The sequence below is a fragment of the Klebsiella sp. GB_Kp047 genome (assembly GCF_040065235.1).
Lineage (GTDB): Bacteria > Pseudomonadota > Gammaproteobacteria > Enterobacterales > Enterobacteriaceae > Klebsiella > Klebsiella quasipneumoniae.
This window is the reverse complement of sequence record NZ_JBEAJG010000031.1, coordinates 54,576-76,680: the sequence shown is the minus strand read 5'-3', so window position 1 is coordinate 76,680 and position 22,105 is coordinate 54,576. Positions and strand designations below refer to the sequence as shown.

Here is a 22,105-nt window from a genome sequence, read left to right as displayed (position 1 = left end):
GGGGTGATTAACGGCTGAAGTATTCCACCTTCTCAAACGCCGCGCGCAGAACCCCAGGGGTTAAGGTCACCGGTAAATAATGAATCGACTCGCCCGGGCGCAGGGTATGAGCAATGACCCGGTCAAGCTCTGCGCGGTTATTGATATCAACCTCCAGCGCCGCCAGCGTCGCCGGCAGGTTAAAGCGCTGCCAGGCCTGCACCAGCTGCGCCAATACCTCATCCTGACCGAGCAGGGCGCTTTGCACCAGAATGCCGTAGGCCACCTTGGTGCCATGGAGGAATTTATCCGTCTGCGGCAGCACCGTCAGCCCGTTGTGCACCGCATGGGCGGCGGCGACCCGGGTGTAGCGTTCCCCCAGCCCGCCAACCATCCCGCCGCCAGCGATAACTGCATCCACCACATCGCGAAACGCCTGGGTCAGCTCGCCGCGGCGCTGGTCCGCCAGCGCCGTTTCGCTGCTGTCCAGCAGCACGTCGCGGATCGCCAGCGCGCCGTTAATCCCCAGCCGCACGGTGAGCGGCAGAGCCTCCGGCTGCGGCGCCAGTACCACGGCCTCATACCATTTGGCTAAGGTGTCGCCAATGCCCGCCAGCAGGTACTCCGCCGGGGCGTTGAGAATGATGCGCGGCTCGACCAGCACCAGGAAATTCGCGTCATCGAACATCTCAAAATTCAGCGCCTGTCCGGCGTCGCTGTACCACACCGACAGCGGCGTCCACGCCGCGCAGGTGGCGGCGATGGTCGGGATGGCCACCAGCGGAACCCCCAGGCGGCGGGCCAGCACTTTTGCGCTGTCGAGCAGCGCGCCGCCGCCGACGCCAATCACTACCGCCCGATCGTCACCTGAGGCCTGTACCAGACCCGCCACGTCGCGTTCGCTGCAGTGGCCGGTAAAGCGGATCTTTTTCGCTTCCGGCAGGTGGAAGGCCGCCGGCAGAAAAGGCTCGGCGCCGGCCAGGGCGCGCTCGCCATAGACCCACACCGCCCGCGACAACTGGTCGGCGTTAAAAAAATCGCTTAGCCGCTCAAGGCTGCCAGGATGGGAGTAATAGTTGGCCGGGCCGGGCACGACGCGGATATCGCTGTTGCTCATGGGTGCTGTCCTTATTGGTGTTGGGCTAACCTGATGTTATGTCTGGACATCCAGATGGCTAATATTATTTCGTTGTATCTTATGCTTTTTACGCAGTTGTCAGCCAGCGGCGGCTATGAAAAATTCGTTAAATCAGAAGATTAATTGCCGCACGGGAGCAGTGATGAGCGCGAATCGCCTTGAGATGCATAACATTAGCCTGGCCTTCTCCGGCTTTCAGGCGCTGAACAAGGTGGCCTTCACCCTTTATGGCGGGTCGGTGCATGCCCTGACCGGCGCCAACGGCGCGGGTAAGTCGACGCTGATGGCCGTGTTGTGCGGCACCCACGCCCACTATGAAGGCGAGGTGACGATCAACAACCAGCCGGTCACCATTCGTTCGCCGCGGGATGCCAAACAGCTGGGGATCCACCTGGTGCAGCAGGAGGTGGACGTGGCGCTGGTGCCGGGCCTGAGCATTGCCGAAAACATCATGCTGGACAGGCTGGCTGATCCGGGGACGACCTTCCGCTGGGCGCGGGTTCGGCAGCTGGCGCGCGAGGCGCTGGCGCAGCTGGACGTGGCGCTGGACGTCAGGCGCTCTATTGATAGCTGCACCCTTGCTGAAAAACAGCAGATCCTGCTGGCCCGCGCCCTGTCGCACCATTGCCGCTTTTTGATTCTGGATGAACCCACCGCGCCGCTGGATCAGCATGAAAGCGAACGCCTGTTTGCGGTGGTGCGCCGTCTGCAGCAGCAGGGGATCGGGGTGGTGTTTATTTCGCACCGTATTCACGAGCTGAAGGCGATCTGCGACACCCTGACGGTGCTGCGTGACGGGCGGTTGATTGAGAGCGGCCCGATGGCGCCGCTGAGCGGGGAACAGATTGTCGAAAAGATGCTGGGCCACGAGCTGAGCGATATCTTCCCGCCGCCGCGACCGCCGCACGGTGAAGAAGTGCTGCTGCAGGTAGAAGGGCTGCACGATGAGGCGCTGCTGCAGGATATCTCGCTGCGCCTGCGCAAGGGGGAAATTCTTGGTATCGCTGGGCTGGCCGGCGCGGGCAAAACTGAGCTGTGCAAAGCGCTGTTCGGCGCCAGCAAAAGCCGGGTACAGCGCGGCGAGCTGAACGGCCAGCCGTGGCGGCCGCGCGATCCGGCCGATTCGGTAGGGCGCGGCCTGGCGCTGGTCCCGGAGGAGCGGCGCAAAGAGGGCATTTTCATCGAAGAGCCGATCGCGATGAACCTGGCGGTCAGCGCCGATAACAGCTTTTCGCGCTGGAGCCTGTTCGGCCATCGGCAGGCCTGGCGCTGGGCGGAGGAGGTGATTGCCCGCCTCGGCGTGCGCGCCACCGGTCCCGGTCAGACGCTGCGCCGTCTGTCCGGCGGCAATCAGCAGAAAGTGGCCATTGGCAAATGGCTGCGCAGTCATGCCAATGTTTTGATTTTTGACGAACCGACCAAAGGTGTCGATGTGAAAGCGAAAACCGATCTGTTCATGCTGATCGATGGTCTGGCACGGGAAGGCAAAGGGGTGATTTATGCCTCGGGTGAATTCGCCGAGCTGGTCGGTTTATGCGACCGCATCTGCGTACTGTGGGACGGACGGATCGTGGCGGAGATCCCCGGCGCGGAAGCCCGGGAAGAGACACTGCTTTATTATTCAACCGGAGGAGCGGCAGCGTGAGCAAGGCCCTGGCAGTGAACGCGACGGTATCGGGCCGTCAGCGATTTTTTGATTTTCTCTATAAGTGGGGCATGTTGCTGACCGTGGTGCTGCTGGTGGCGGTCTTTGGCCTCGCCTCGGACAATTTCCTTGACCCGTTCAACATCATCAACATTCTGCGCTCGATTGCCATCGTGACGGTGATTGCCATTGGGGTGTCGATTTCCCTCACCATCGGCGGCTTCGATCTGTCCGTCGGATCGACGGCATCGCTGGCCAACGCCCTGGTGATCTCCCTGTTCGTCTGGCATGGCCTGGGGACCACCGAAGCAATCCTGATCACCCTCGTGCTCTGCACTCTGGTAGGGCTGTTTAACGCCTTTCTGATCGTGGTGCTGCGCATCCCCGACATGCTCGCCACCCTGGCCAGCCTGTTTGTGATTCAGGGGGTGGCGATGACCTACAGCTACGGCGGGTCGATTACCGAAAACATGGTGCTGCCGAGCGGCGAGATGGCGGAAGGCACCATCCCGGCGGCGTTTGGCGCGCTGGGCCAGGTGCCGACTATCGTCATCATCATGCTGGTGGTAACGCTGGTCGCCCAGCTGGCGCTGTCGTTCACCACCCACGGCCGGCGGATGTACGCCATCGGCGGCAACCCGGAGGCGGCGAGGCTCTCCGGCCTGCGGATCACGCGTTATAAAGTGGCGGCGTATGTGATTGCTTCGCTGCTGGCCGGGCTGGGCGGCATTCTGCTGGCCTCGCGTATCGGATCCTCGCAGGTTAATGCCGGCGGCGGCTATCTGATGGACGCGGTGGCGGCGGCCTGGATCGGCTTTTCGCTGGCCGGTTCCGGGAAACCGAACGCCCTGGGGACGCTGGTGGGGGCGGTGATCCTCGGCGTGCTCTCCAACGGCCTGGTGATGCTCTCGGTGCCGTATTACGCGATGGACATTATTAAAGGGCTGGTACTGGCTGGCGCGCTGGCACTGACCTATTTTCAGCGCCGTACTTAACATTTTACAGGGTAAACCGCATGAAAAAGATCGCACTCTCTCTCATTACGCTGGGTCTGCTGCAGTCGACGGCGGCGCTGGCCACCGCCCCGACGCCGGTGCCGGCGGCCATTGCCGAACACAACGGCCCGATCCGCATTGCCGTGATCCGCAATCTGGGGTCTGACGATAACACCACCCAGTTTGTCGCCGGGGCGCTGCAGGAAGGCAAAAAGCTCGGTTTCAAAATCAGCACCTTCCTGAGCAACGGCGATGACGCCAAGTTCCAGGACTTCGTCAACCAGGCGATCAGCCAGAAATATGACGGCATTATTCTCTCCCAGGGGCGTGACCCCTATTCGACGGCCCTGGTGAAGAAGGCGGTGGACGCCGGGATCAAAGTGGCGGTGTTCGATACTGCGGTGAGCGGTGAGATCCCGGGAGTGACGGTCAGCCAGCAGGATGACGCCTCACTGACCGAGCTCTCCTTTGGCCAGCTGGTGAAAGACTTCAACGGCAAGGCCAACATCGTCAAGCTGTGGGTGGCGGGCTTCCCGCCGATGGAGCGCCGTCAGGCGGCTTACCAGACACTGCTGAAGCAAAATCCGGGAATTAAAGAGCTGGAGTCGATCGGCGCCGTTTCATCCGATGTGCAGGGCGACACCGCTAACAAGGTGGGGGCGATCCTCGCCAAGTATCCGAAAGGGAAAATCGACGCTATCTGGGGCACCTGGGATGCCTTTAGCCAGGGGGCCTATAAAGCGCTGAAAGAGAACGGCCGCACCGAGATCAAACTCTACAGCATTGATATTTCCAACCAGGATCTGCAGCTGATGCGCGAAGCCGGCAGCCCGTGGAAAGTGAGCGTGGCGGTGGATCCGAAGCTTATCGGCGCGACCAACGTGCGGCTGATCGCTAATAAGATTGCCGGCGAGCCGACGCCAGCCACCTACGACTTCAAGGCGGCGGCGATCCCGCAGGCGCTGCTGGCGGCCCAGCCGGGGGCGGTGAACGTGGCCTCGCTGGGGAAAATCATTCCGGGCTGGGGCCAGACGGAAGACTTTATCGCCCCGTGGTTCGCGACGCTGGAAGCGAAAAACAAATAAAACGAAGCCGGGTGGCGGTGGGGCGGTCTGGTGCCCTCACCCCGCCCCTCTCCCGCAGGGAGAGGGGGAACACCAACTGCACTCGTAGGCCAGGTAAGCGTAGCGCCACCGGGCGTAAGGAATCCACTATGTCAGCATTACCTTCCCCCGAATACAGCCGCAATATGCGGCTGATTGGCCATAGCGACCAGGGCGGTCGTCCGGACGGCGTGCAACTGATGGTGCACCGCGGATTCGCCTATATCGGCCATATGGTGTCGCAGGGTTTTTCCGTGGTCGATGTTCGCGATCCGACCCGGCCCACTACGGTCAACTATATTGCCGCGCCGTCGGGCACCTGGAACGTGCACCTCCAGGCGCATGACGATCTGCTGCTGGTGATCAACGCCCGGGACCTGTTTGCCGACGCCCGTTTTGCCGATGAGAAGGTGTACTACACCCGATCGGTGGGTGACACAGTCAGCGATGTGCAGGACAAAGGCTGGAGCGCCGGGCTGCGCGTGTTTGATATCTCCACGCCGGATAAGCCGCGTGAAATTGGCTTTCTGTCGCTTAACGGCATCGGTATTCACCGCATCTGGTACGTCGGCGGCCGCTGGGCGTACGTGTCCGCGCTGATCGACGGTTTTACCGACTACATCTTCCTGACCATCGATCTGGCCGATCCGCGTAAACCGCAGGTTGCCGGGCGCTGGTGGCTGCCGGGGATGCACCAGGCAGGCGGCGAAACACCGGACTGGCCGCAGGGCAAACGCTACGCGCTGCACCACGCCATTATTGCCGGGGATACCGCCTACGGCAGCTGGCGCGACGGCGGCCTGACGCTGCTGGACGTCAAAGACCGAACTCAGCCGACGCTGATTAGCCATCGCAACTGGAGCCCGCCGTTTGGCGGCGGAACGCATACCGCGCTGCCGCTGCCGGATCGCGATCTTCTGGTGGTGCTGGATGAAGCGGTGCTCGACAACCAGGAGGACGGCGAGAAGCTGATCTGGCTGTTTGATATCCGCGAGCCGGCGAACCCGGTGAGTATCTCAACTTTCCCACAGCCGGATGAAATCGACTATGTGGCGAAAGGGGCGCATTTTGGCCCGCACAATCTGCATGAGAACCGGCCGGGGAGCTTTGTCAGCTCAACGCTTATCTTCGCCACGTATCAGAATGCCGGCGTGCGGGCGTACGACATTTCTAATCCTTATCGCCCGCTGGAGACCGGGGCGCTGGTGCCGGCTGCTCCTGAGAGAATGATGGATACCCGTCCCGGCCGCCCGCGGGTGATCCAGTCCTGTGACGTGTTTGTCGATGCCCAGGGAATTATCTACAGCACCGATTACAACGGCGGGCTGTCGGTGATTGAGTATCTGGGGTGAGGGCAAGGTAAAAGCAAAATTGTGCTCGCATTTCTGCCGGGTGGCGGCTTTCGCCTTACCCGGCCTACGAAAGACTGCAAGATCAAATCGTTATGCGGTTATCTGTAGGCCCGCGCAAGCGTAGCGCCGCCGGGCAATCTCAGAAAATTGCACTTTTTAGGGCTTGCTCCCTCTCCCTGTGGGAGAGGGCCGGGGTGAGGACAAGGTAAAAGCAAAATTGTGCCCGCATTTCTGCCGGGTGGCGGCTTTCGCCTTACCCGGCCTACGAAAGACTGCAACATCAAACCGTTATGCGGTTATCTGTAGGCCCGCGCAAGCGCAGCGCCGCCGGGCAATCCCAGAAAATTGCACTTTTTTAGGGCTTGCTCCCTCTCCCTGTGGGAGAGGGCCGGGGTGAGGGAAAACAGGCCGCACTCAGCTGTACTGGCGCACCCGCGCCAGCAGCTCGTCGACGCTGTCGATACGCTCGGCCAGCACGATCAGCGCTCTGCCGAGGGTAATGGCGTGGCGCAGGCACTCATGACGCATGGCGTCGTCCTGGATAGTGTCGATATCCGCGACGTGCGACAGTCCGACGCTGCGGCGGATCAGTTCGCTGCCGCAGAAGCCGACCGCGTCCGCCCACACCTTTTTCAGAAAGGCGGAGGCATAGCCGGGGTAAGCCAGCGCCGCGTCGCGGGTTTTCTCCGCCGCCAGCGCCTGGAAGCGCTCGGCAAAGGTGGTCCACAGTTGGTGGATGTCGTTCAGCCGCTGCTCGCGCGCGGCGGCGGCATCGCGAATGCCGAGCTGGCCCGGCAGGCCGCAGTAGTTCAGCAGCAGGTTGCCGATGGCGGTGCCGATATCGAAGCCGATGGGGCCGAAGTAGCCGAACTCGGCGTCGATGGCCTTCAGGCTGCCTTCGGCAACGAAGATCGACCCGCTGTGGATATCGCCGTGCAGCAGCGCTTCCGCATGGGCAAAGAAACGGTGCTTCAGCGCCGCCACCGCCAGCTTAAGCTGGGCGTCGTCGCGCAGGGCGGCGACATCGGCCTCCAGCTCCGCCGGGTAGTTATTGCGCTCGTGGATCTGATACGGGTCGTTAAAGAACAGATCCTCGGTGATCTCGCACATCGCCGGGTTAATAAACTGCGCTACCTGCGCTTTTTTCTCGTGGGGATGAAGATAGAAATCGCTGGTGTGAAACAGCACCTGCGCCAGATAGTCGCCAAGCTGGCGGGCCGCCTGAGGGTAGTAGACGTTAGCGATAAGCTCCCCGCGCCAGATGCGGTGGTCGGAAAGATCTTCCATCACCATCACCGCCAGCTCGGGATCAAAGTGATGGATTTTTACCGTGTGCTGCGGGCTGTGCTGATAGTGGGCGACCAGGGTCTGCGCTTCGAGACGGGCGCGGTCGAGGGTCAGCGGCCAGGATTCGCCGACGCAGCGCACGTAGGGCAGGGCCTGTTTGACGATCGCCCGGCTGACGCCCTGGCGATCGAACACTTTAAACACCAGATTGAGGTTGCCATCGCCCACTTCCTGCGCGCTGACCAGCTCAGATGGGTTGTCGATGCCGGCGAACTGCTGCGCGTAAGCCACGGCGTCATGGGCGGTGAAGGTATGGTATTGCGACATTGCCTCGATCCTCGAATTCTGATTAAGCCGTTCAGACGTCTATACTTCTGGATTCCATCCTGACACAATGTGATACAACAACGCAACAGGGATTTAACGACATGCAGACATTACAGACCACCAGCCTGCGGGTGAGTGAAAATCAGCTTTTTATTCTCGACCAGCAGGCCTTGCCGCAGGAAAAACGCTGGCTGGCGGCGGATAACGTTGCGCTGCTGGTGGACCATATTCACGCCCTGCGGGTGCGCGGCGCGCCGTTGATTGGCCTGTCCGCCAGCCTGCTGCTGGCCCTGCTGGCCCAGCGCGGCCTGAGCCGGGATGAACTCCAGCAGGCGCTGGAGACGCTGCGCGCGGCGCGGCCGACGGCGGTCAACCTGATGAATAATCTGGATCGCATGAAGCAGGCGCTGGCCCGGGAGGATTATCCGCAGGCGCTGGAAGCGGAAGCCTTGCGTCTGGTCGAAGAAGATAAACAGCTGTGCGACCGCATCGCTGAGGCGGGCAGTGCGCTGGTGAAGCCCGACAGTCGATTGCTGACCCACTGCAACACCGGTGGCCTGGCGACCGCCGGGGTAGGTACCGCCCTGGGGGTCATTGCGCTGGCGCATCAGCAGGGAAAAGTGGCCAGCGTGTGGGTCGATGAAACCCGGCCGCTGCTGCAGGGCGGTCGTTTAACCGCCTGGGAGCTGGGCGAGCTGGGCGTGCCCTATCAGCTGATCGCCGATTCAATGGCCGCCAGCCTGATGGCGCAAGGGAAGGTGGATGCGGTGTGGGTCGGCGCCGACCGCATCGCCGCCAACGGCGACGTGGCGAATAAAATCGGCACCTATTCCCTGGCGGTATTGGCCCATTACCACCAGATCCCGTTTTACGTCGCTGCGCCGCAGACGACCCTCGACCGCCATTGCCCGAACGGGGCGGCCATTCCCATTGAGCAGCGCGCCGCGGCCGAAGTGACCGGAGTGGCGGGCAGCTTTGGCGCGGTACAGTGGGCGCCGACCGGGGCCGCCGTGTACAATCCGGCGTTCGATGTCACGCCTGCTGGGCTGATAAGCGGCTGGGTGCTGGACAGCGGGGTGGTCACCCCGGCGCAGGTCTCCGCCGGGGCGTTTGCGCCGGATAACGGATAACGGACGCCGTGCCGGGCCTGGAAAAAACGGCTTTCCCGGGCCCGGCAAACGCCGCTACGGCAGGACCATCGCTACCGTCGGGGCGGAGGGCCGATCGATACGCTGACCCAGCGCGGTGATGGCCGCCTGGAAGGGGCACAGCGTACCGACGTCGGTCTGACGGCAGCCCGGCTGACGCCACTCCTGACGCAGCATCGGGTGCTGCGCGTCCGGCGTCTGCAGACGACGCAGGTCGTCGAGGCCTTGCGCCTGGAAATAGACCCGCAGATAGCGTTCCCCGCTCTTCGCGTCGCGCCAGCGCTCCAGCACCAGGCTACTGCCCGGCGGGATATTCCCCCGGCTGTAGCCCGGCAGCTGCCAGCTAAAGTTCATCAGCGTGCGCACCATGGCGATGTTGGTGTCATGCGCCACCAGCAGCAGCCAGCGTACGTTCGGACTCGCCTCTGGTTTGACGCCGTCGAGCATGGCGTTGAGCAGCACCGACCCGCGTTTTTGCGCGGTATACAGCACGTCGTTACTCAGATCGTAGTTTTCCGTTAACAGCGGCAGCAGGGCCGTGATCTGACTGGCCTGGGCGATCTTGCCCCACGCCAGCTGGCTGAGAGGCAGGTTTTCACTCCAGCCGAGACGCAGCGTTTCCACCATATTGGCCATCACGCTCAGTCCGCTAATAGTGGTCTTGCCGCTTTTGCTCTGCTCGACCTGCCATGGGGTATCGAAGATAGGGCAGGGCTTATCGGCCTGGCAAACCGCCTGTTTCAATAGCTGGATAGTCGGCGCCAGCGCCTGCCGACGCTGCGCCAGATCCCCGGCCTTCTCTTTCACCGCCGCCAGCTGGCGGGCGGGGTCGGTTTGCGTGGCGGCGAACTTGTCGGTCTGAAACAGCGGATCGGCATCCCTGCTGACGTAATGGATAGCGACGCCACAGCCTGGGAAGGCGCCATCCACCAGCGCCTGGGCGGTCGCCCGCGTCCGCTGCAGCGGACTGGCGCGCACGTAAATCGACTCCGCCGTCGGGCATCCCGCCTGCAGCAGGCCGAGCTGGCGATAGTGCTGGCCTTCCTCACGCCCTTTGTTGACCACGGCGGCATAGCCATGACCGGTGAGCTCGCCGTCATGGGTGGTCCACTCGGTCCATGGGCGTCCGGTGGCGGCCTCGATGGCTTCCCGGTTGCCGGCCGTCGGCGGACGAATGCCGTGGCGGCTAAGCTCCACCACTTTCTCCAGCTGCCAGTCTGCGGCGGCGGCTGATTGCAGCGCCAGCAGCGGCAGCGCGCAGGCGATAAACAGGCGTAACAGCCCCTGATGTCTTGCAGGCATCATATCTTCTTCCTTAATTCGTTAATCGGTTATGAGGAGAACGAGGTCTGCCGTTCGACGGCATGGCGCCGGGCGACGATGGCGGCAGTGGTAAAACAGAGTAGCGCGGAACCCAGACCGGTACCCACCCAGAACAGCGCCAACGTGCTGAAATCATACAGCGTTTTGCCGTTCTCAAGGATAGCTGTTTTATCAATAATGATCCCGGTGAGAAACTCGCCCAGGCCGGCGCCGGCGTAGCTGGCGATGCCGATGGTGCCGAGCGCGGCCCCCGCCGCTTTGCGCGAGGAGATATCGACGGCGATCAGCCCGCCGAGGAAGCAGGTCAGAGCGCCAATGGTGGCCCCGAAGATAATCATCGCCAGAATATCAGTGTAATAATTGTGCGGCGACCAGAGCATCAGGGCGAAGCCGGCGGTGTTCAGCAGGCTGATAAAGCCGGCCATCACGCTGCGGTTGCGCGGGAAAAAGCGGTCGGAGAGCATGCCGGCAATGATGGTCCCGGCGATGCCGGCGATGGCGTTGACGCCAATAATCCCGGACGCCTCCAGCGTGGAATAGGCTTTATCCTGCTCGAGGAAGAAGATCCCCCAGGAGTTGACGGCGTAGCGGTCGATGTACATAAAGGCGGAGGCGAGGGCGAGGGTCCACAGCGCCGGGTTGCGCAGCGCCAGCAGCTGGTTTTTAAACACCGAGCCGCGGGCTTCGACCTCCTCCTGCGGTTCATCGCGGATGACGTTGATGGACGGGAAGCCGCTGCTCTGCGGCGAATCGTGCATGAACAGCACCAACAGCACCACGCCGGCGGCGCCGAGCGCGGCGGTGGACAGGTAGCCCATCTGCCAGCCAAACCCGGCGATCACCGCGGCGATCACCATATAGGTGACGGCCTCGCCGATATTATGCGCCGTCGACCAGATGCCATAGAAGGTGCCGCGCTCTTTAACGCCGTACCAGCGCGCCAGCGAGACCGCGCAGGGGCCGACGCCCATCGACTGCGCCCAGCCGTTGATCCCCCAGAAGATGGCCAGCAGCAGGGCGTTGGTAGTCATCCCCATCATCAGGTTCATCCCGGCGCTGAGCAATAAACCGAGGCTCATATAGCGCACCACGTTGGCGTGATCGGCGATAAAGCCATTGACCAGCTTGCCGATGGCGTAGCTGAAGAACAGAGTGGAGCCGATCATGCCGAGCTCCGTCGGGGTGATCCCCAACTCCACCAGCGCGCTTTTGGCGACGGTGAAGGATAACCGGCAGACGTAAAAGGTGACGTAAGCCAGGGTCATGGCGATAAAGGTTTGCCAGCGCACCCGGCGAAAACGCTGTTCATCAAACGCGGCGCCCGCTTTCGGCGGCGACGCCCGGAAAAAAGCGATAATTCCAGACATAGGTGGTTCTCCGCAGGTCGGAGGCCTGACTGATTGATGTGGTTCGTCCGTGAATGAAGTTATCGTTACTGTGTAGAGTACATAATCAGAAATAGCCTGACCCGTAAGGGTTAATGTAATGGTTGTGGGATCATCTTTTTCAGCTGCGGGTAGAGCGTTGAGCTGGCCAGCAGCAGCGGGTTGCCGCGCTGGATCCCCTCCTGCGCCAGAAAATCGTTGCTGGCGCCGCCCGCTTCGCGCATCAGCACCAGCCCCGGCAGGGCGTCCCACGGGTTCATGTGCGGCTCGTAGTAGCCAATCAACCGGCCTGCCGCCGCCCAGGCGCTCATCAGCGCGCCGGAGCCGTTGCGGATAAACATGCCGCCGTCGCTGAGCAGCGCCTGCAGAAACGGCAGAAAGTCCGCCGGGGTGACGCGATGCGAGGTGCCGACGCCCATCACTCCCTCCCTGACCGTCGCCGCGGGGTGCGGACGGATCGGGGCGTCATTGAGCCAGGCGCCATGACCCCGCAGGGCGTGAAACAGCTCGCGATGGTTGGGGTCGTAGACCACGCCGATGACCGGTTCGCCGTCGGCGACGATCGCCAGCGACAGGCACCAGGTGTGCAGGCCGTTGAGGAAACAGCTGGTGCCATCGATGGGGTCGACCACCCACAGCACTTGCGCGTCGGGCAGGCGGGCGCCGCTCTCTTCGCCGAGAAAGCCATCCTCCGGAAACGCGCTCTGAATACGCTGTTTCACAAAGGCCTCCACCCGCTTATCGGCCACGCTGACCACGTCCTGCAGGTCGTCGCCTTTATGGTCGACGGTCAGCGCTTCGCGTTGCTGATAGTATTCAAACGCCAGCTCAGCCCCTGCTTTCGCCAGCTCGCAGGCCAGGCGGTAGCGGGCCTGTAGCGCTTCTGATTCCTGAGATTGCATATTGACTCCCTATTTTGCACACGTGTGCATTTTGCGTGAAAAAAACAGCCCCGAAGGGCCGAATGAGTGTGGCCGGGTTTCGCAGAAGATTCTGTGATCGCTCCAGCATAAAATGATTTTTTCATTTCGCACTTTGACGAATAATTAATTTCACCGGCACTTCGCGATGGCGCGAGGGCAGGCTGAAGCGGGCGATCCGCGTCATTAACAGATCCACCGCGTGGTGGGCCAGCAGGGCGGTATTCTGCTGAATGGTGGTAAGCTGGTAGGGTTGCCAGTCCGCCTGCGGGATATCGTCAAAGCCGACGATGGCCGGCAGCGGGGCAGCGGCGTCCCGCAGGCCGTCCTGGGCGCCCAGCGCCAGCATATCGGTAGCGCAAAACAGCGCTTGCACCCCGGGGTTTTCAGCAACGATTTCTCTGGCAGCCTGGTAGCCAGCCTGATAGCCGCCGCCGTCGCAGAAGCGGCTGGTCACCGTCATGCCCGACGTCTGCGCGATGAAAGCGTCATAACGCTGGCGGGTGCTGAAGTTCTCGCGATTTTCGCCTATAAAGCCAACCTGCCGCCAGCCTCGACGACTGAACAAGTCCGCCACCAGCTTCGCCCCCTGGGCGTTATCGCTGCACACCCGGTCGCAGCCGGCGAGATCCGCATGACGGTTGATCAGGGTGACGGGGATCTTGCGCTCCAGATACTCTTCCGCCAGCGACAGCGGCGGCGCGCCGGAGGTGATGATCACCCCGGCGACGTGGTAGCTCAGCAGCTGCTTAAGCGAAGGGGCGAGCTGCTGCGGATCGTCAGCGTTCATCAGCAGCGGCATAAAGCCGTTGAGCGCCAGCTGATGGACCAGCGGCGCCAGCAGTTTGCTGCGAAACGGGTTGTCGAAACCGGCGGTGACGATGCCGATAAAATTACTGCTGCCGGTGATCATCGTCCGGGCGATGATATTCACCTGATAGCCCAGAGCTTCCGCGGCGTTCAGCACCTTCTGCCGGGTCTTCTCCGACACCGAGGCGCCGGGGGTGAAGGTGCGGGAGACCGCCGAGCGCGAGACCCCGGCCAGTCTGGCCACGTCCTCGGCCTTAATCCATTTTTTATCGCTCATCGTCGTTTCGCGCCGTCTGTTTTCCAGGAAGCCAACGCCCGGACGGGCGTCGGTCACGCACACTGCCTGAAAAGGTATCACAGAAAGGCGCCGACGCGCAGCGCCTTGCGCCTTATGCCGGATAGCGGATGTGCTCCACCTCACGCTGCAAAATCACCTTGCCGTGGCGAATGGAGGTCAGCACCCGCGCCTGGCGGCGGACGGCCTCGTAGTCGTTTTCCGCATCGAGGATCAACAGGTTAGCCGGGCGGCCTTCGGCGAGGCCGTAGTTATCGCCCAGACAAAGCGCCCGGGCGCTGTTGTCGGTGACGAAGTCGAGACAGCGCTGTAGATCGTCATAGCCGAGCATATGGCAGATGTGCAGTCCGGCATCCAGAATGCGCAGGATATTGCCATTCCCCAGCGGATACCACGGATCCTGAATCGAGTCCTGAGCAAAGCAGACGTTGATGCCGGCGCGATCCAGCTCCGCCACCCGGGTGACGCCGCGCCGTTTCGGCCAGCTGTCAAACCGGCCCTGCAGATGAATGCTTTCGGTCGGGCAGGAGATAAAGTTGATCCCCGAGGCTTTCAGCAGGCGAAACAGCTTCGAACAGTAGGCGTTATCATAAGAGCCCATCGCGCAGGTGTGGCTGGCGGTGACCTGCGCCCCCATACCGCGCACCCGGGCCTCTTCCGCCAGCACTTCGAGGAAACGCGACTGCGGATCGTCGATTTCATCGCAGTGGACATCCACCAGGCGGCCGTAGCGCTGGGCGAGGTCCATCAAAAACATCACCGAGCTGACCCCTTTGTCGCGGGTATTCTCATAGTGCGGAATGCCGCCCACCACGTCGGCGCCCATCTCGATGGCGCGCGTCATCAGCTCCCGGCCGTTGGGATACGATTCGATCCCCTCCTGCGGAAAGGCGACAATCTGTAGATCGATGAGATCGGCGGCCTCTTGTTTCACCGCCAGCAGCGCCTGCAGGGCCGCCAGCGACGGGTCGGTGACATCCACATGGGTCCGGACGTGCTGAACGCCGAAATCGCGCAGCATGCCGATGGTTTTCAGCGCCCGCTGGCGGGTGTCCTCCGGGGTAATGCTCGCTTTGCGCTGGCTCCAGCGGGTGATGCCTTCAAACAGGGTGCCGCTGCGGTTCCACTCCGGCTCGCCCGCGGTTAGGGTGGCGTCAAGATGGATATGCGGCTCGACGAAGGGCGGGATCGCCAGCCGACCCTGGGCGTCGATATCCCCGGTGTCGGCGGTCTGCATCGCGGTTTGGGCGGTCATGCGGCGAATGATGCCGTCCTGCAGCTCAAGGGTAAACAGCGCCTCCTGGCGGCGCAGGCGGGCGTTAACAATTTTCATGGTTGGTCCTGTAAATGGTTTTGCGATAAACGCCAGATCACCAGCGCGACCGAGGCGTTGAGATGAAACTGAGGGTGGCTGACCGGGTAGCCGGTCAGTTTTTCAATACGCTGTATGCGCTGATGCAGGGTGTTGCGATGGAGACCCAGCCGGTCGGCGGCTCGCACCACGTTGCCGTTCTCCTGCAGCAGCGTCTCGAGGGTCTCCAGCAGCAGCCACGGCGCTTTACGGCCCGGCTCGATCAGGCAGCCGAGGGTGTCGTGCATAAAATCGTTGAGCAGCGCCGGGTCGCTGACCGCGGACAGCAGTTTGATAAACCCCAGCTGCTGATAGTCGCTGATGCGCTGGGTCGGCCGCAGGGTATCGCACAGATCCAGCGCCTGGCGCGCCTGCGACAACGCCCGCGGGTAGCCCTGCAGCTGCCTGACCGGCGCCGAGAGGCCGCAGAGCAGCGACAAACGCTCTTCCCCCTCCGCCAGCGTCTGCAGCCACTGCTGCAGCCACTTTTTCTGCTGAAAGTCTTCCCCCTCCTCATCCGGCAGCAGGAAAAGGAACATGTTGCTGCGTTCCAGAAGCGGGAAGGGGTTGCCCTGCTGGTTGAGCTGCTGCTGCAGCTGCTGGCGCACGCTGCGGTGGGCCTGCTGCAGCCAGGCTTCGGCCTGTTCGGGCGGGAACTGGCGAAACAGGCGGGACAGCCCCTCCAGGCGCAGCGCCGCCAGCCGCAGCGGGCGGGTAAAATCGAGCTGCTGATGGAGGGCGCGCTGGTGAAGCATCTGCAGGTCCGGATAGTCGCCGGTGACCAGCTGCATCAGGATGTCGCGCTGCGACTGAAGGGCGTTTTCGCTGCGGACCAGCGCGGTGCCGACCCGCTCGGTGACAATCACCATCTTCAGCAGGTAGGGCTGCTCGATCAGCGGAATGCCCAGCTCGTCGGCGAGGGCGATCAGCGTGGCTGGAATGGCGTGGATATAGGCCTCGCCGGTGAGGATCACCATCCCGGCGATGCCGCGCTGTTTGCCCTCCATCAGCAGCTGGATCAGGTTGGCTTCATCCCGGGGATGGTTGATGCCGGTGATAAAGACCAGCTCGCCGCCCATGATCCACTCGGCGATATGCTCATTTTCCGCCACGTAGTACCAGCGTACCGCCCGCTGCAGCCCTTGCTTTCCCGCCCGCAAACGCAGGGCGGAGAGTCCCTCAAGGGCCAGCAGTTCGCTGACCGTCAGGCTCATGGCTCTTGCTCCGCGACGGCGGCAGGCTGACGTTTGCTGACCATGGTCAGGGCGATATAGACCAGCGCGGAGACGGTGATCCCCACCAGCGGCGCGATCCACGGTGACAGATAAGCCACCACCGCGCCGGCGGCGTAGGCGCCGAGTCCCAGCCAGTTAAAACGCGGCAGGCAGGCGTTCTGCAGCAGGGGATAGCGCCCGCCGCGGGCGAACCAGTAGTCGGCGAGAATCACCCCGCCGATGGGCGGGATAATGCTGCCCAGCAGCACAAGGAACGGGATCAGCATTTCGTACATTCCGCCAATGGCCAGCACAATGCCCACCCCGGCGGCGGCGAGGGTCAGCGTGCGGCGGCGTTCGCTGCGCAGCAGATGGCAGGCGGCGGCGGAGACGTTATAGATGGTGGGGCCCTGGATGGTCAGCAGGTTGAGACACAGCATGATCACCGCGGCGACTGACAGCCCCTGCAGGATCAGCACTTCGACGATATCGGCCTGTTGATAAACGATGGCGCACCAGGCGCCGGCGACGATCATCAGCCCGTTGCCGATGAGGAAGCTGCCCATGCTGGCGAGAATGGCGGTCCGGCTGGAGTTGGCCAGCCGGGTCCAGTTTGTCGCCTGGGTGGCGCCGCTGGCGAAAGTGCCAAAGACCATGGTGATGGCCGCCGACCAGGTCATGGTGTCGCTCGGCGCAATGCGGGTCATCGCCTGCCAGCCGCCGGCGTGGTGCAGCGCCAGATACATGGAGACCACCAGCAGCACGAACATCAGCGGCACCGACAGGCGCGACAGCGCGTCCAGCCCCTTGTAGCCCACCAGCGCGGTGACGCAGAACAGAATGCCAAACAGCACCATCAGCGGCTGGGTCAGCGCCTCGGGCAGGGCGAGGATCTTCACCAGCGAGATAGCGACCGTGGCGGTCCCCCAGGCGTACCAGCCCAGCTCGGCAAAGCCAAGGATAAAATCGGCCAGCTTGCTGCCGATCTCCCCGAAGCAGAACCGGCCCATCAGCACCGTATTCAGGCCGCTGCGCGCGGCAATCCAGCCCAGCGATGCGGCATAGAGAGCCAGCAAGGCGTTGCCGATGACGGCTATCCACAGCAGATTGACGATGGAAAAGGAGACGCCGAGTTTGCCGCCGGCAAACATCGTGCCGGTGAAAAAGGTAAAGCTGAATAACACCATGGCGATGGAAAATACGCCTTTGCGTCCGGCGGTGGGCGCTTCGACGAGGGGAAAATCATTGCTGTTTGACATCCTGGAACCTCTGGCTGGTAGATGAGCGGTGATTGCCGGAAGTAGCAAGAGATGTGCCAGGAAAAACCGGGCATGAGGAATAGCGCATAGTGTGCAATGTGCACGGTTATTGAGGGATTCAGGAGGCGTAATGCCATTTTAGTGTGCATCCTGCCATGTTTTGCACCAGTCCGGGGCAGAGGAGGGCGGCGACGGCATGCCTGGCGCAGAAGGAGAATTTCAGCCAGCACAATCCGCCAGCGTTGTGGCGCCAGGCAGCAGGGGATCGTAGCGGATTCACTGCGGTTGGTTAAATTGCTGTGAATAAAGGTTATTTAATATGCATTTATGATATAACCATTTGTCTTATGTGTGTTTCCTGAAATATTGTTCCCTCCGGTTAGCGGTGTTAGTATCGGATAAATAGCCATTTAGACGGCTAAAAAAATCATCGCTAACCTAAGGAACTGCTATGTGGCAAGAAAGACTCGCGCAACTGGTCACCACCTGTCATTGGATCGGCGCGAAAGGCTGGGCGCCGGCGACCGGCGGCAATATGTCGGTGCGTCAGGATGATACCTGGTGCTGGCTAAGCGAGTCGGGCCGCGATAAAGGCAGCCTGACGACCGAGGATTTTCTGCAGGTGGAGATCGCCACCAATCAGGCCCCTTCCGGACGGAAACCGTCGGCGGAGACCGGCCTGCACACCCTGGTCTACCGCCTGTTCCCGGAGGCCAACGTGGTGCTGCATGTGCATACCGTCAATGCCACCGTGCTGTCGCGCATCGAAAAAAGCGACACGCTGGCGCTGCAGGGGTATGAAATGCAGAAAACCCTCAGCGGGCAGCACAGCCATCTCGATACCGTTCCGGTCGCCATCTTCGATAACGATCAGGATATTGACGCCCTGGCGGCGCGGATTGCCGATTATGCGCAAACCCGCCCGCTGCGTTACGGCTTTCTGCTGCGCGGACATGGCCTGACCTGCTGGGGGAAAGATATTCAGGAGGCCCGCCGGCAACTGGAGGGGCTGGAGTTCCTGTTCGAGTGCGAGCTGATGCGCCGCCGCTACGAGCCCTGAGCCGGAGCAGGTATGGATTTTTATCTTGGTATCGATATCGGCACCTCCCGGGTGAAAGCGGTGCTGTTTGATCAGCATTTCACCGCGCGCGCCAGCGCTGCGGAAAACACCTCCCCCCGCCTGTCGGCCAATGGCTACGCGGAACAGGATATGACCCAGCTGTGGCATTCGGTGCTGGCTATTCTGCGCCAGATTGCCCGCCACCCGGCGCTGCAGGAGGGGCGGCTGCGGGCCATCGGCCTCGCCGGGCAAGGGGAGGGGGTCTGGCTCAGCGATGCGCAGGGCGAACCGGTGGGGCCGGGGATCCTGTGGAGCGATACCCGCAGCCACGAGCTGATGAGCGAACTGCTGCGCCGGCCCGGTTTTGACCGCCGCTATTTCGCCGATACCGGCACCCACCTGCAGCCCTGCAATACCAGCCTGCAGCTGTACTGGCTGAAACAGTATCAGCCGGAGCGGCTGGCGGCCGCGCGCTATCTGTTTTTCGCCAAGGACTGGATCCGCTTTCGCCTGACCGGCGTGGCGGCGCTGGAGCTGACGGACGCCAGCAGCTCATTACTCAATCAGCAGAGCGGCAGCTGGTCCTCGGTGGTGATGAACGAGATGGGGCTGGACGAACTGCTGCCGCTGTTTCCCCCTCTGCTGGCCCCGGACGCTCCGGCCGGTACGCTGAGCGACGCGGTGGCGGCGCTGACCGGACTGCCCGCCGCGACGCCAGTGGCCGCCGGGGCGCTGGATGTCTGTAGCGCCGCGCTGGGCTGCGGCGCGGTCAACGAAGGGGATATCTACACGATCCTCGGCACCACCTGCTGTACCGGAATCGTTTGCCGCGGTCCGCAGACGGTGAACGAGGCGACGCGCTTCGTCACTCACACCGAAGCCGGGCAGGTGATCTCGCTGTTTCCGATGCAGGCCGGTACGCCAAACATTGACTGGCTGCAGCAGCATATTTCGCTGGACGCCGATCTGGGTCGGCTGGAGCAGGCGATCGCGGAGGTGGAGCCAGGCAGCGGCGGCGTCTTCTGGCAGCCGTATCTCAATGGCGAACGCGCGCCGTTTTACAGCCCTGATGCGCGGGCCGGCTTTATCGGCATTAGCCCGCACACCACCCGCGCCGAACTACAGCGCGCGGTGTTTGAAGGCCTGGCCTTCGCCATTGTCGATGCGCTGCAGGGTTATCCCCAGGGCGGCGAGCTGTATCTGACCGGCGGCGGCGCAGCCTCGGCCACCTGGCTGCAGATTATCGCCGACTGTACCGGGCGCACGGTGGTCTCCAGCGCCTTTAATGAACTAAGCGCGCGCGGTGCGGCGATTCTGGCGGCCCGCAGCGTCGCGGCGCTGGCCGAGACGCCTCCGCTGGCGCAGACCCGCTATCAGCCGCGCCCTCAGGCGCATGCCCGCTACGCGGCGCTGTATCCCGTTTATCGCCTGCTGCGTGAGCAGATGCTGCCGGTATGGCAGGCCAGGCAGGCCGCTCTTCAACGTCTTTCTCAGGAAGTACAACCATGAAAATCGTTTTTACCGCCGAGCATGCTGGCGACCTTAGCGCCTTCCACCAGCTGGGTGAGCTGCTGGTGGAGGGGTGGGCGCTGGGCAAACCGAAACTCAGCGCCGGTCAGCTGATTGAGCTGGCCCACGACGCTGAGGTGCTGGTGACCAGCTATGATGAGGTGACGGATGCGGTGATGGCCGCCTGTCCGCGCCTGCAGGTTATCGCCTGTACCCGCGCGAATCCGGTGAATATTGATACCCAGGCCGCGCAGGCGCGCGGCATCCGGGTACTCTACACCCCGGGGCGCAATGCCGATGCCGCCGCGGAGCTGACGCTTGGCCTGATGCTCAGCCTGGCGCGCCATATTCCGCAATCCCATGCGGCGCTGAAGCGGGGGGAATTCACGCAGGCTGACAATGCCGCCGCCGCCACCCAGCAGGGGCTGCGCCGGGATGTGGTCTGGGACGTGAGTCCGGAAAGCCCCTATGAAGTGTTTAAGGGCAGTGAACTGCGCAATAAAACGCTGGGCCTGGTGGGGTATGGCAACATTGGCCGCCGGGTGGCGCGTATCGCCCGGGCGTTCGGTATGGCGGTGCGGGTGGTGGATCCGTTCGTCGCCGCAGAGGATATCAATGAGCCAGGGTTACAGAAAACCACCCTGGAGGCGCTGTTCCGAGAGGCGGATATCGTCAGCCTGCATCTGAGCAGCGGGCCGCACAGCGACGGGCTGGTGAATGCGGCGCTGTTAAACAGCATGAAGCCCGGCGCGCTGCTGATCAATACCTCCCGCGCGGCGGTGGTCGACGAAGCGGCGCTGATTGAGGCTCTGCGTCACGGCCCGTTGGGCGGCGCGGCGCTGGACGTGTATCATCGCGAACCGCTGTGGCGCGATCACCCTTTTGTCACCGAGTTCGATAACGTGATTATCACGCCGCATATCGCCGGGGCCACCCGGGAGAGTATCGCCAAACACACGGCGATGATTGCCGCCGATCTTCAGCGCTATGTCGCCGGGGAGCCGCTGCTGTACCAGTGGCGTTAAGCCGCTTGCGTCGCCGCGGCGGCGCGGGCCCGGCGTCAGGGGCGATGGGCCGCCATAAAAGCCTGGGTCTGTTCCCAGTCTACCACCCCGGCATCCGAGCCCATCCCGGTCGCCACCAGCGCGGCCACCGCCGAGGCGACGTCGCACGCCGCTTTCACGCTGAGCCCGCGCGCCAGCGCGGCAATAAACCCGCCGCAGTAGCTGTCGCCGCAGCCGGTGGTATCCACCGCCTCGACGGGCCACGGCGCAATATGCTCCAGCGCGCCATCGCGGCCGATAAGCCAGGAGCCGTTCTCGCCGTCTTTCAGAATGCAGGTGCCCACGCCCAGCGCAAAGAAGAAGCGGGCGATGGCCTCCGGCTGCGTCTCCCCGGAGAGAAAGGCGGCTTCCTCCAGCGAAGGCATAAAATAATCCACCGACGGCAGCAGGGGCCGCAGCAGTTCCAGGGTGTGTTCATTCGGCGCGATAAGGTCAAAGCTGGTGGTGACTCCACGCATTTTGGCCGCCTGCAGCAGCCGTGCGCTCTGTCCCTGGTCCATTGCCGCCAGCAGTCCGGTCCCGCCGTGATGCAGGAAGCGACAGTCAAGGACGGCGTCAAATTCCGCTTCACTGACGAACAGGGCGTCAGACGCGCCCCGACAGTGCAGGGCCGGACGTTCGCCGTTGGGGCGAATCGGCAGGATCGTCGCCGAGGTCTCCTTCAGCGCGGTGCGCTGGATAAGCGAGCAGTCAATGCCCAGCCGGGCATAGCTGGCGAGGATAAAGTCGGCCTTTTCATCTTCGCCCAGGCAGGCCACCGCCGCGGTGCGGATCCCGAGCTTCGCGGCGTTAATATTAGCCCCCGCGGCGGTGCCGGCGGGGTTGAGGCGAATTTGCTCAATAAAAGCGACGCCACCGCGCGGCGGGATCGCCACCACCGGGCGCCCGGCGATATCCAGAATAGTCAGGCCGACAAATACGGCGTCAAAGGTTGCCATCGT

General features: G+C 62.8%; 18 protein-coding genes. 8 read left to right on the top strand and 10 right to left on the bottom strand.

Going from position 1 to position 22,105, the window contains the following annotated elements:
* Positions 1 to 7: 7 nt before the first annotated feature.
* Positions 8 to 1,096, bottom strand: a complete 1,089-nt coding sequence (locus tag ABLV76_RS13065) for an oxidoreductase (protein WP_062914493.1) — start codon at positions 1,094 to 1,096, stop codon at positions 8 to 10.
* Between the two features lie 163 nt (positions 1,097 to 1,259).
* Between ABLV76_RS13065 and ABLV76_RS13060 the strand changes: the two genes are divergently transcribed.
* The 4 genes from ABLV76_RS13060 (at position 1,260) to ABLV76_RS13045 (ending at position 6,212) form a co-directional block, all read left to right on the top strand.
* On the top strand, positions 1,260 to 2,762 hold the full coding sequence (locus ABLV76_RS13060) for a sugar ABC transporter ATP-binding protein (protein ID WP_094333910.1): 1,503 nt from the start codon (positions 1,260 to 1,262) through the stop codon (positions 2,760 to 2,762).
* Positions 2,759 to 3,757 carry an ABC transporter permease gene (locus ABLV76_RS13055; protein WP_004885781.1) on the top strand — a complete coding sequence of 333 codons (999 nt, stop codon included), beginning with the start codon at positions 2,759 to 2,761 and terminating at the stop codon, positions 3,755 to 3,757. The genes ABLV76_RS13060 and ABLV76_RS13055 overlap by 4 nt, the downstream gene beginning before the upstream one ends.
* Before the next feature lie 20 nt (positions 3,758 to 3,777).
* Entirely contained in the window at positions 3,778 to 4,842 is a 1,065-nt protein-coding gene (locus ABLV76_RS13050) for a sugar ABC transporter substrate-binding protein (protein ID WP_004885784.1), read from the top strand.
* 128 nt (positions 4,843 to 4,970) lie between these two features.
* The gene (locus ABLV76_RS13045; RefSeq protein ID WP_004885786.1) at positions 4,971 to 6,212 is read left to right on the top strand and encodes an LVIVD repeat-containing protein; all 1,242 of its coding nucleotides are present in this window, start codon (positions 4,971 to 4,973) and stop codon (positions 6,210 to 6,212) included.
* Positions 6,213 to 6,626: 414 nt separating this feature from the next.
* Here the strand turns inward: ABLV76_RS13045 and mtnK are convergent, their stop codons facing one another.
* Positions 6,627 to 7,826, bottom strand: a complete 1,200-nt coding sequence (gene mtnK / locus ABLV76_RS13040) for an S-methyl-5-thioribose kinase (protein ID WP_004151657.1) — start codon at positions 7,824 to 7,826, stop codon at positions 6,627 to 6,629.
* Positions 7,827 to 7,927: 101 nt separating this feature from the next.
* Between mtnK and mtnA the strand changes: the two genes are divergently transcribed.
* Complete coding sequence (gene mtnA, locus ABLV76_RS13035) at positions 7,928 to 8,956, top strand: S-methyl-5-thioribose-1-phosphate isomerase (protein ID WP_023319948.1); 1,029 nt, start codon at positions 7,928 to 7,930, stop codon at positions 8,954 to 8,956.
* A gap of 54 nt (positions 8,957 to 9,010) precedes the next feature.
* Here the strand turns inward: mtnA and ABLV76_RS13030 are convergent, their stop codons facing one another.
* The 7 genes from ABLV76_RS13030 to codB all read right to left on the bottom strand — a co-directional run bounded on the left by ABLV76_RS13030 (position 9,011) and on the right by codB (position 17,531).
* Entirely contained in the window at positions 9,011 to 10,279 is a 1,269-nt protein-coding gene (locus tag ABLV76_RS13030; protein ID WP_348878342.1) for a histidine phosphatase family protein, read from the bottom strand.
* A 26-nt stretch (positions 10,280 to 10,305) separates the two neighbouring features.
* Positions 10,306 to 11,664, bottom strand: coding sequence for an MFS transporter (locus ABLV76_RS13025; protein ID WP_023319949.1), 1,359 nt, complete (start codon positions 11,662 to 11,664; stop codon positions 10,306 to 10,308).
* Positions 11,665 to 11,774: 110 nt separating this feature from the next.
* Positions 11,775 to 12,584: an inositol monophosphatase gene (locus tag ABLV76_RS13020; protein ID WP_017899069.1), complete on the bottom strand. Its 810-nt coding sequence runs from the start codon at positions 12,582 to 12,584 to the stop codon at positions 11,775 to 11,777.
* A 121-nt stretch (positions 12,585 to 12,705) separates the two neighbouring features.
* A complete protein-coding gene (locus ABLV76_RS13015; RefSeq protein WP_074194126.1) occupies positions 12,706 to 13,656 on the bottom strand; it encodes a LacI family DNA-binding transcriptional regulator in 951 nt (316 codons plus the stop codon).
* Positions 13,657 to 13,801: 145 nt separating this feature from the next.
* On the bottom strand, positions 13,802 to 15,040 hold the full coding sequence (gene codA, locus ABLV76_RS13010) for a cytosine deaminase (RefSeq protein ID WP_049115729.1): 1,239 nt from the start codon (positions 15,038 to 15,040) through the stop codon (positions 13,802 to 13,804).
* Positions 15,037 to 16,272: a PucR family transcriptional regulator ligand-binding domain-containing protein gene (locus ABLV76_RS13005; RefSeq protein ID WP_004885804.1), complete on the bottom strand. Its 1,236-nt coding sequence runs from the start codon at positions 16,270 to 16,272 to the stop codon at positions 15,037 to 15,039. The genes codA and ABLV76_RS13005 overlap by 4 nt, the downstream gene beginning before the upstream one ends.
* The gene (gene codB / locus ABLV76_RS13000) at positions 16,269 to 17,531 is read right to left on the bottom strand and encodes a cytosine permease (RefSeq protein WP_053810651.1); all 1,263 of its coding nucleotides are present in this window, start codon (positions 17,529 to 17,531) and stop codon (positions 16,269 to 16,271) included. Before codB ends, ABLV76_RS13005 begins: the two co-directional genes overlap by 4 nt.
* A gap of 451 nt (positions 17,532 to 17,982) precedes the next feature.
* Here codB and ABLV76_RS12995 point away from each other — a divergent pair, with 451 nt between their 5' ends.
* Genes ABLV76_RS12995 through ABLV76_RS12985 form a run of 3 tightly spaced genes read left to right on the top strand, consistent with a single transcriptional unit; the run spans position 17,983 to position 21,125 of the window.
* A complete protein-coding gene (locus tag ABLV76_RS12995) occupies positions 17,983 to 18,591 on the top strand; it encodes a methylthioribulose 1-phosphate dehydratase (RefSeq protein WP_008805607.1) in 609 nt (202 codons plus the stop codon).
* A 12-nt stretch (positions 18,592 to 18,603) separates the two neighbouring features.
* Complete coding sequence (locus tag ABLV76_RS12990; protein ID WP_004885807.1) at positions 18,604 to 20,100, top strand: FGGY-family carbohydrate kinase; 1,497 nt, start codon at positions 18,604 to 18,606, stop codon at positions 20,098 to 20,100.
* Positions 20,097 to 21,125 (top strand): 2-hydroxyacid dehydrogenase, encoded by a 1,029-nt coding sequence (locus ABLV76_RS12985; RefSeq protein WP_004885809.1) that lies wholly within the window; start codon positions 20,097 to 20,099, stop codon positions 21,123 to 21,125. The genes ABLV76_RS12990 and ABLV76_RS12985 overlap by 4 nt, the downstream gene beginning before the upstream one ends.
* A gap of 35 nt (positions 21,126 to 21,160) precedes the next feature.
* Here the strand turns inward: ABLV76_RS12985 and ABLV76_RS12980 are convergent, their stop codons facing one another.
* Positions 21,161 to 22,102, bottom strand: coding sequence for a sugar kinase (locus tag ABLV76_RS12980; protein ID WP_049093806.1), 942 nt, complete (start codon positions 22,100 to 22,102; stop codon positions 21,161 to 21,163).
* Positions 22,103 to 22,105 lie beyond the last annotated feature (3 nt).

What these genes read in the sequence shown, in the direction of transcription:
- ABLV76_RS13065 (WP_062914493.1), bottom strand. Translation starts at nt 1,096, where the DNA reads ATGAGCAACAGCGATATCCGCGTCGTGCCCGGCCCGGCCAACTATTAC.
- ABLV76_RS13060 (WP_094333910.1), top strand. Translation starts at nt 1,260, where the DNA reads ATGAGCGCGAATCGCCTTGAGATGCATAACATTAGCCTGGCCTTCTCC.
- ABLV76_RS13050 (WP_004885784.1), top strand. Translation starts at nt 3,778, where the DNA reads ATGAAAAAGATCGCACTCTCTCTCATTACGCTGGGTCTGCTGCAGTCG.
- ABLV76_RS13045 (WP_004885786.1), top strand. Translation starts at nt 4,971, where the DNA reads ATGTCAGCATTACCTTCCCCCGAATACAGCCGCAATATGCGGCTGATT.
- mtnK (WP_004151657.1), bottom strand. Translation starts at nt 7,826, where the DNA reads ATGTCGCAATACCATACCTTCACCGCCCATGACGCCGTGGCTTACGCG.
- mtnA (WP_023319948.1), top strand. Translation starts at nt 7,928, where the DNA reads ATGCAGACATTACAGACCACCAGCCTGCGGGTGAGTGAAAATCAGCTT.
- ABLV76_RS13030 (WP_348878342.1), bottom strand. Translation starts at nt 10,279, where the DNA reads ATGATGCCTGCAAGACATCAGGGGCTGTTACGCCTGTTTATCGCCTGC.
- ABLV76_RS13025 (WP_023319949.1), bottom strand. Translation starts at nt 11,664, where the DNA reads ATGTCTGGAATTATCGCTTTTTTCCGGGCGTCGCCGCCGAAAGCGGGC.
- ABLV76_RS13020 (WP_017899069.1), bottom strand. Translation starts at nt 12,584, where the DNA reads ATGCAATCTCAGGAATCAGAAGCGCTACAGGCCCGCTACCGCCTGGCC.
- codA (WP_049115729.1), bottom strand. Translation starts at nt 15,040, where the DNA reads ATGAAAATTGTTAACGCCCGCCTGCGCCGCCAGGAGGCGCTGTTTACC.
- ABLV76_RS13005 (WP_004885804.1), bottom strand. Translation starts at nt 16,272, where the DNA reads ATGAGCCTGACGGTCAGCGAACTGCTGGCCCTTGAGGGACTCTCCGCC.
- codB (WP_053810651.1), bottom strand. Translation starts at nt 17,531, where the DNA reads ATGTCAAACAGCAATGATTTTCCCCTCGTCGAAGCGCCCACCGCCGGA.
- ABLV76_RS12995 (WP_008805607.1), top strand. Translation starts at nt 17,983, where the DNA reads ATGTGGCAAGAAAGACTCGCGCAACTGGTCACCACCTGTCATTGGATC.
- ABLV76_RS12990 (WP_004885807.1), top strand. Translation starts at nt 18,604, where the DNA reads ATGGATTTTTATCTTGGTATCGATATCGGCACCTCCCGGGTGAAAGCG.
- ABLV76_RS12985 (WP_004885809.1), top strand. Translation starts at nt 20,097, where the DNA reads ATGAAAATCGTTTTTACCGCCGAGCATGCTGGCGACCTTAGCGCCTTC.
- ABLV76_RS12980 (WP_049093806.1), bottom strand. Translation starts at nt 22,102, where the DNA reads ATGGCAACCTTTGACGCCGTATTTGTCGGCCTGACTATTCTGGATATC.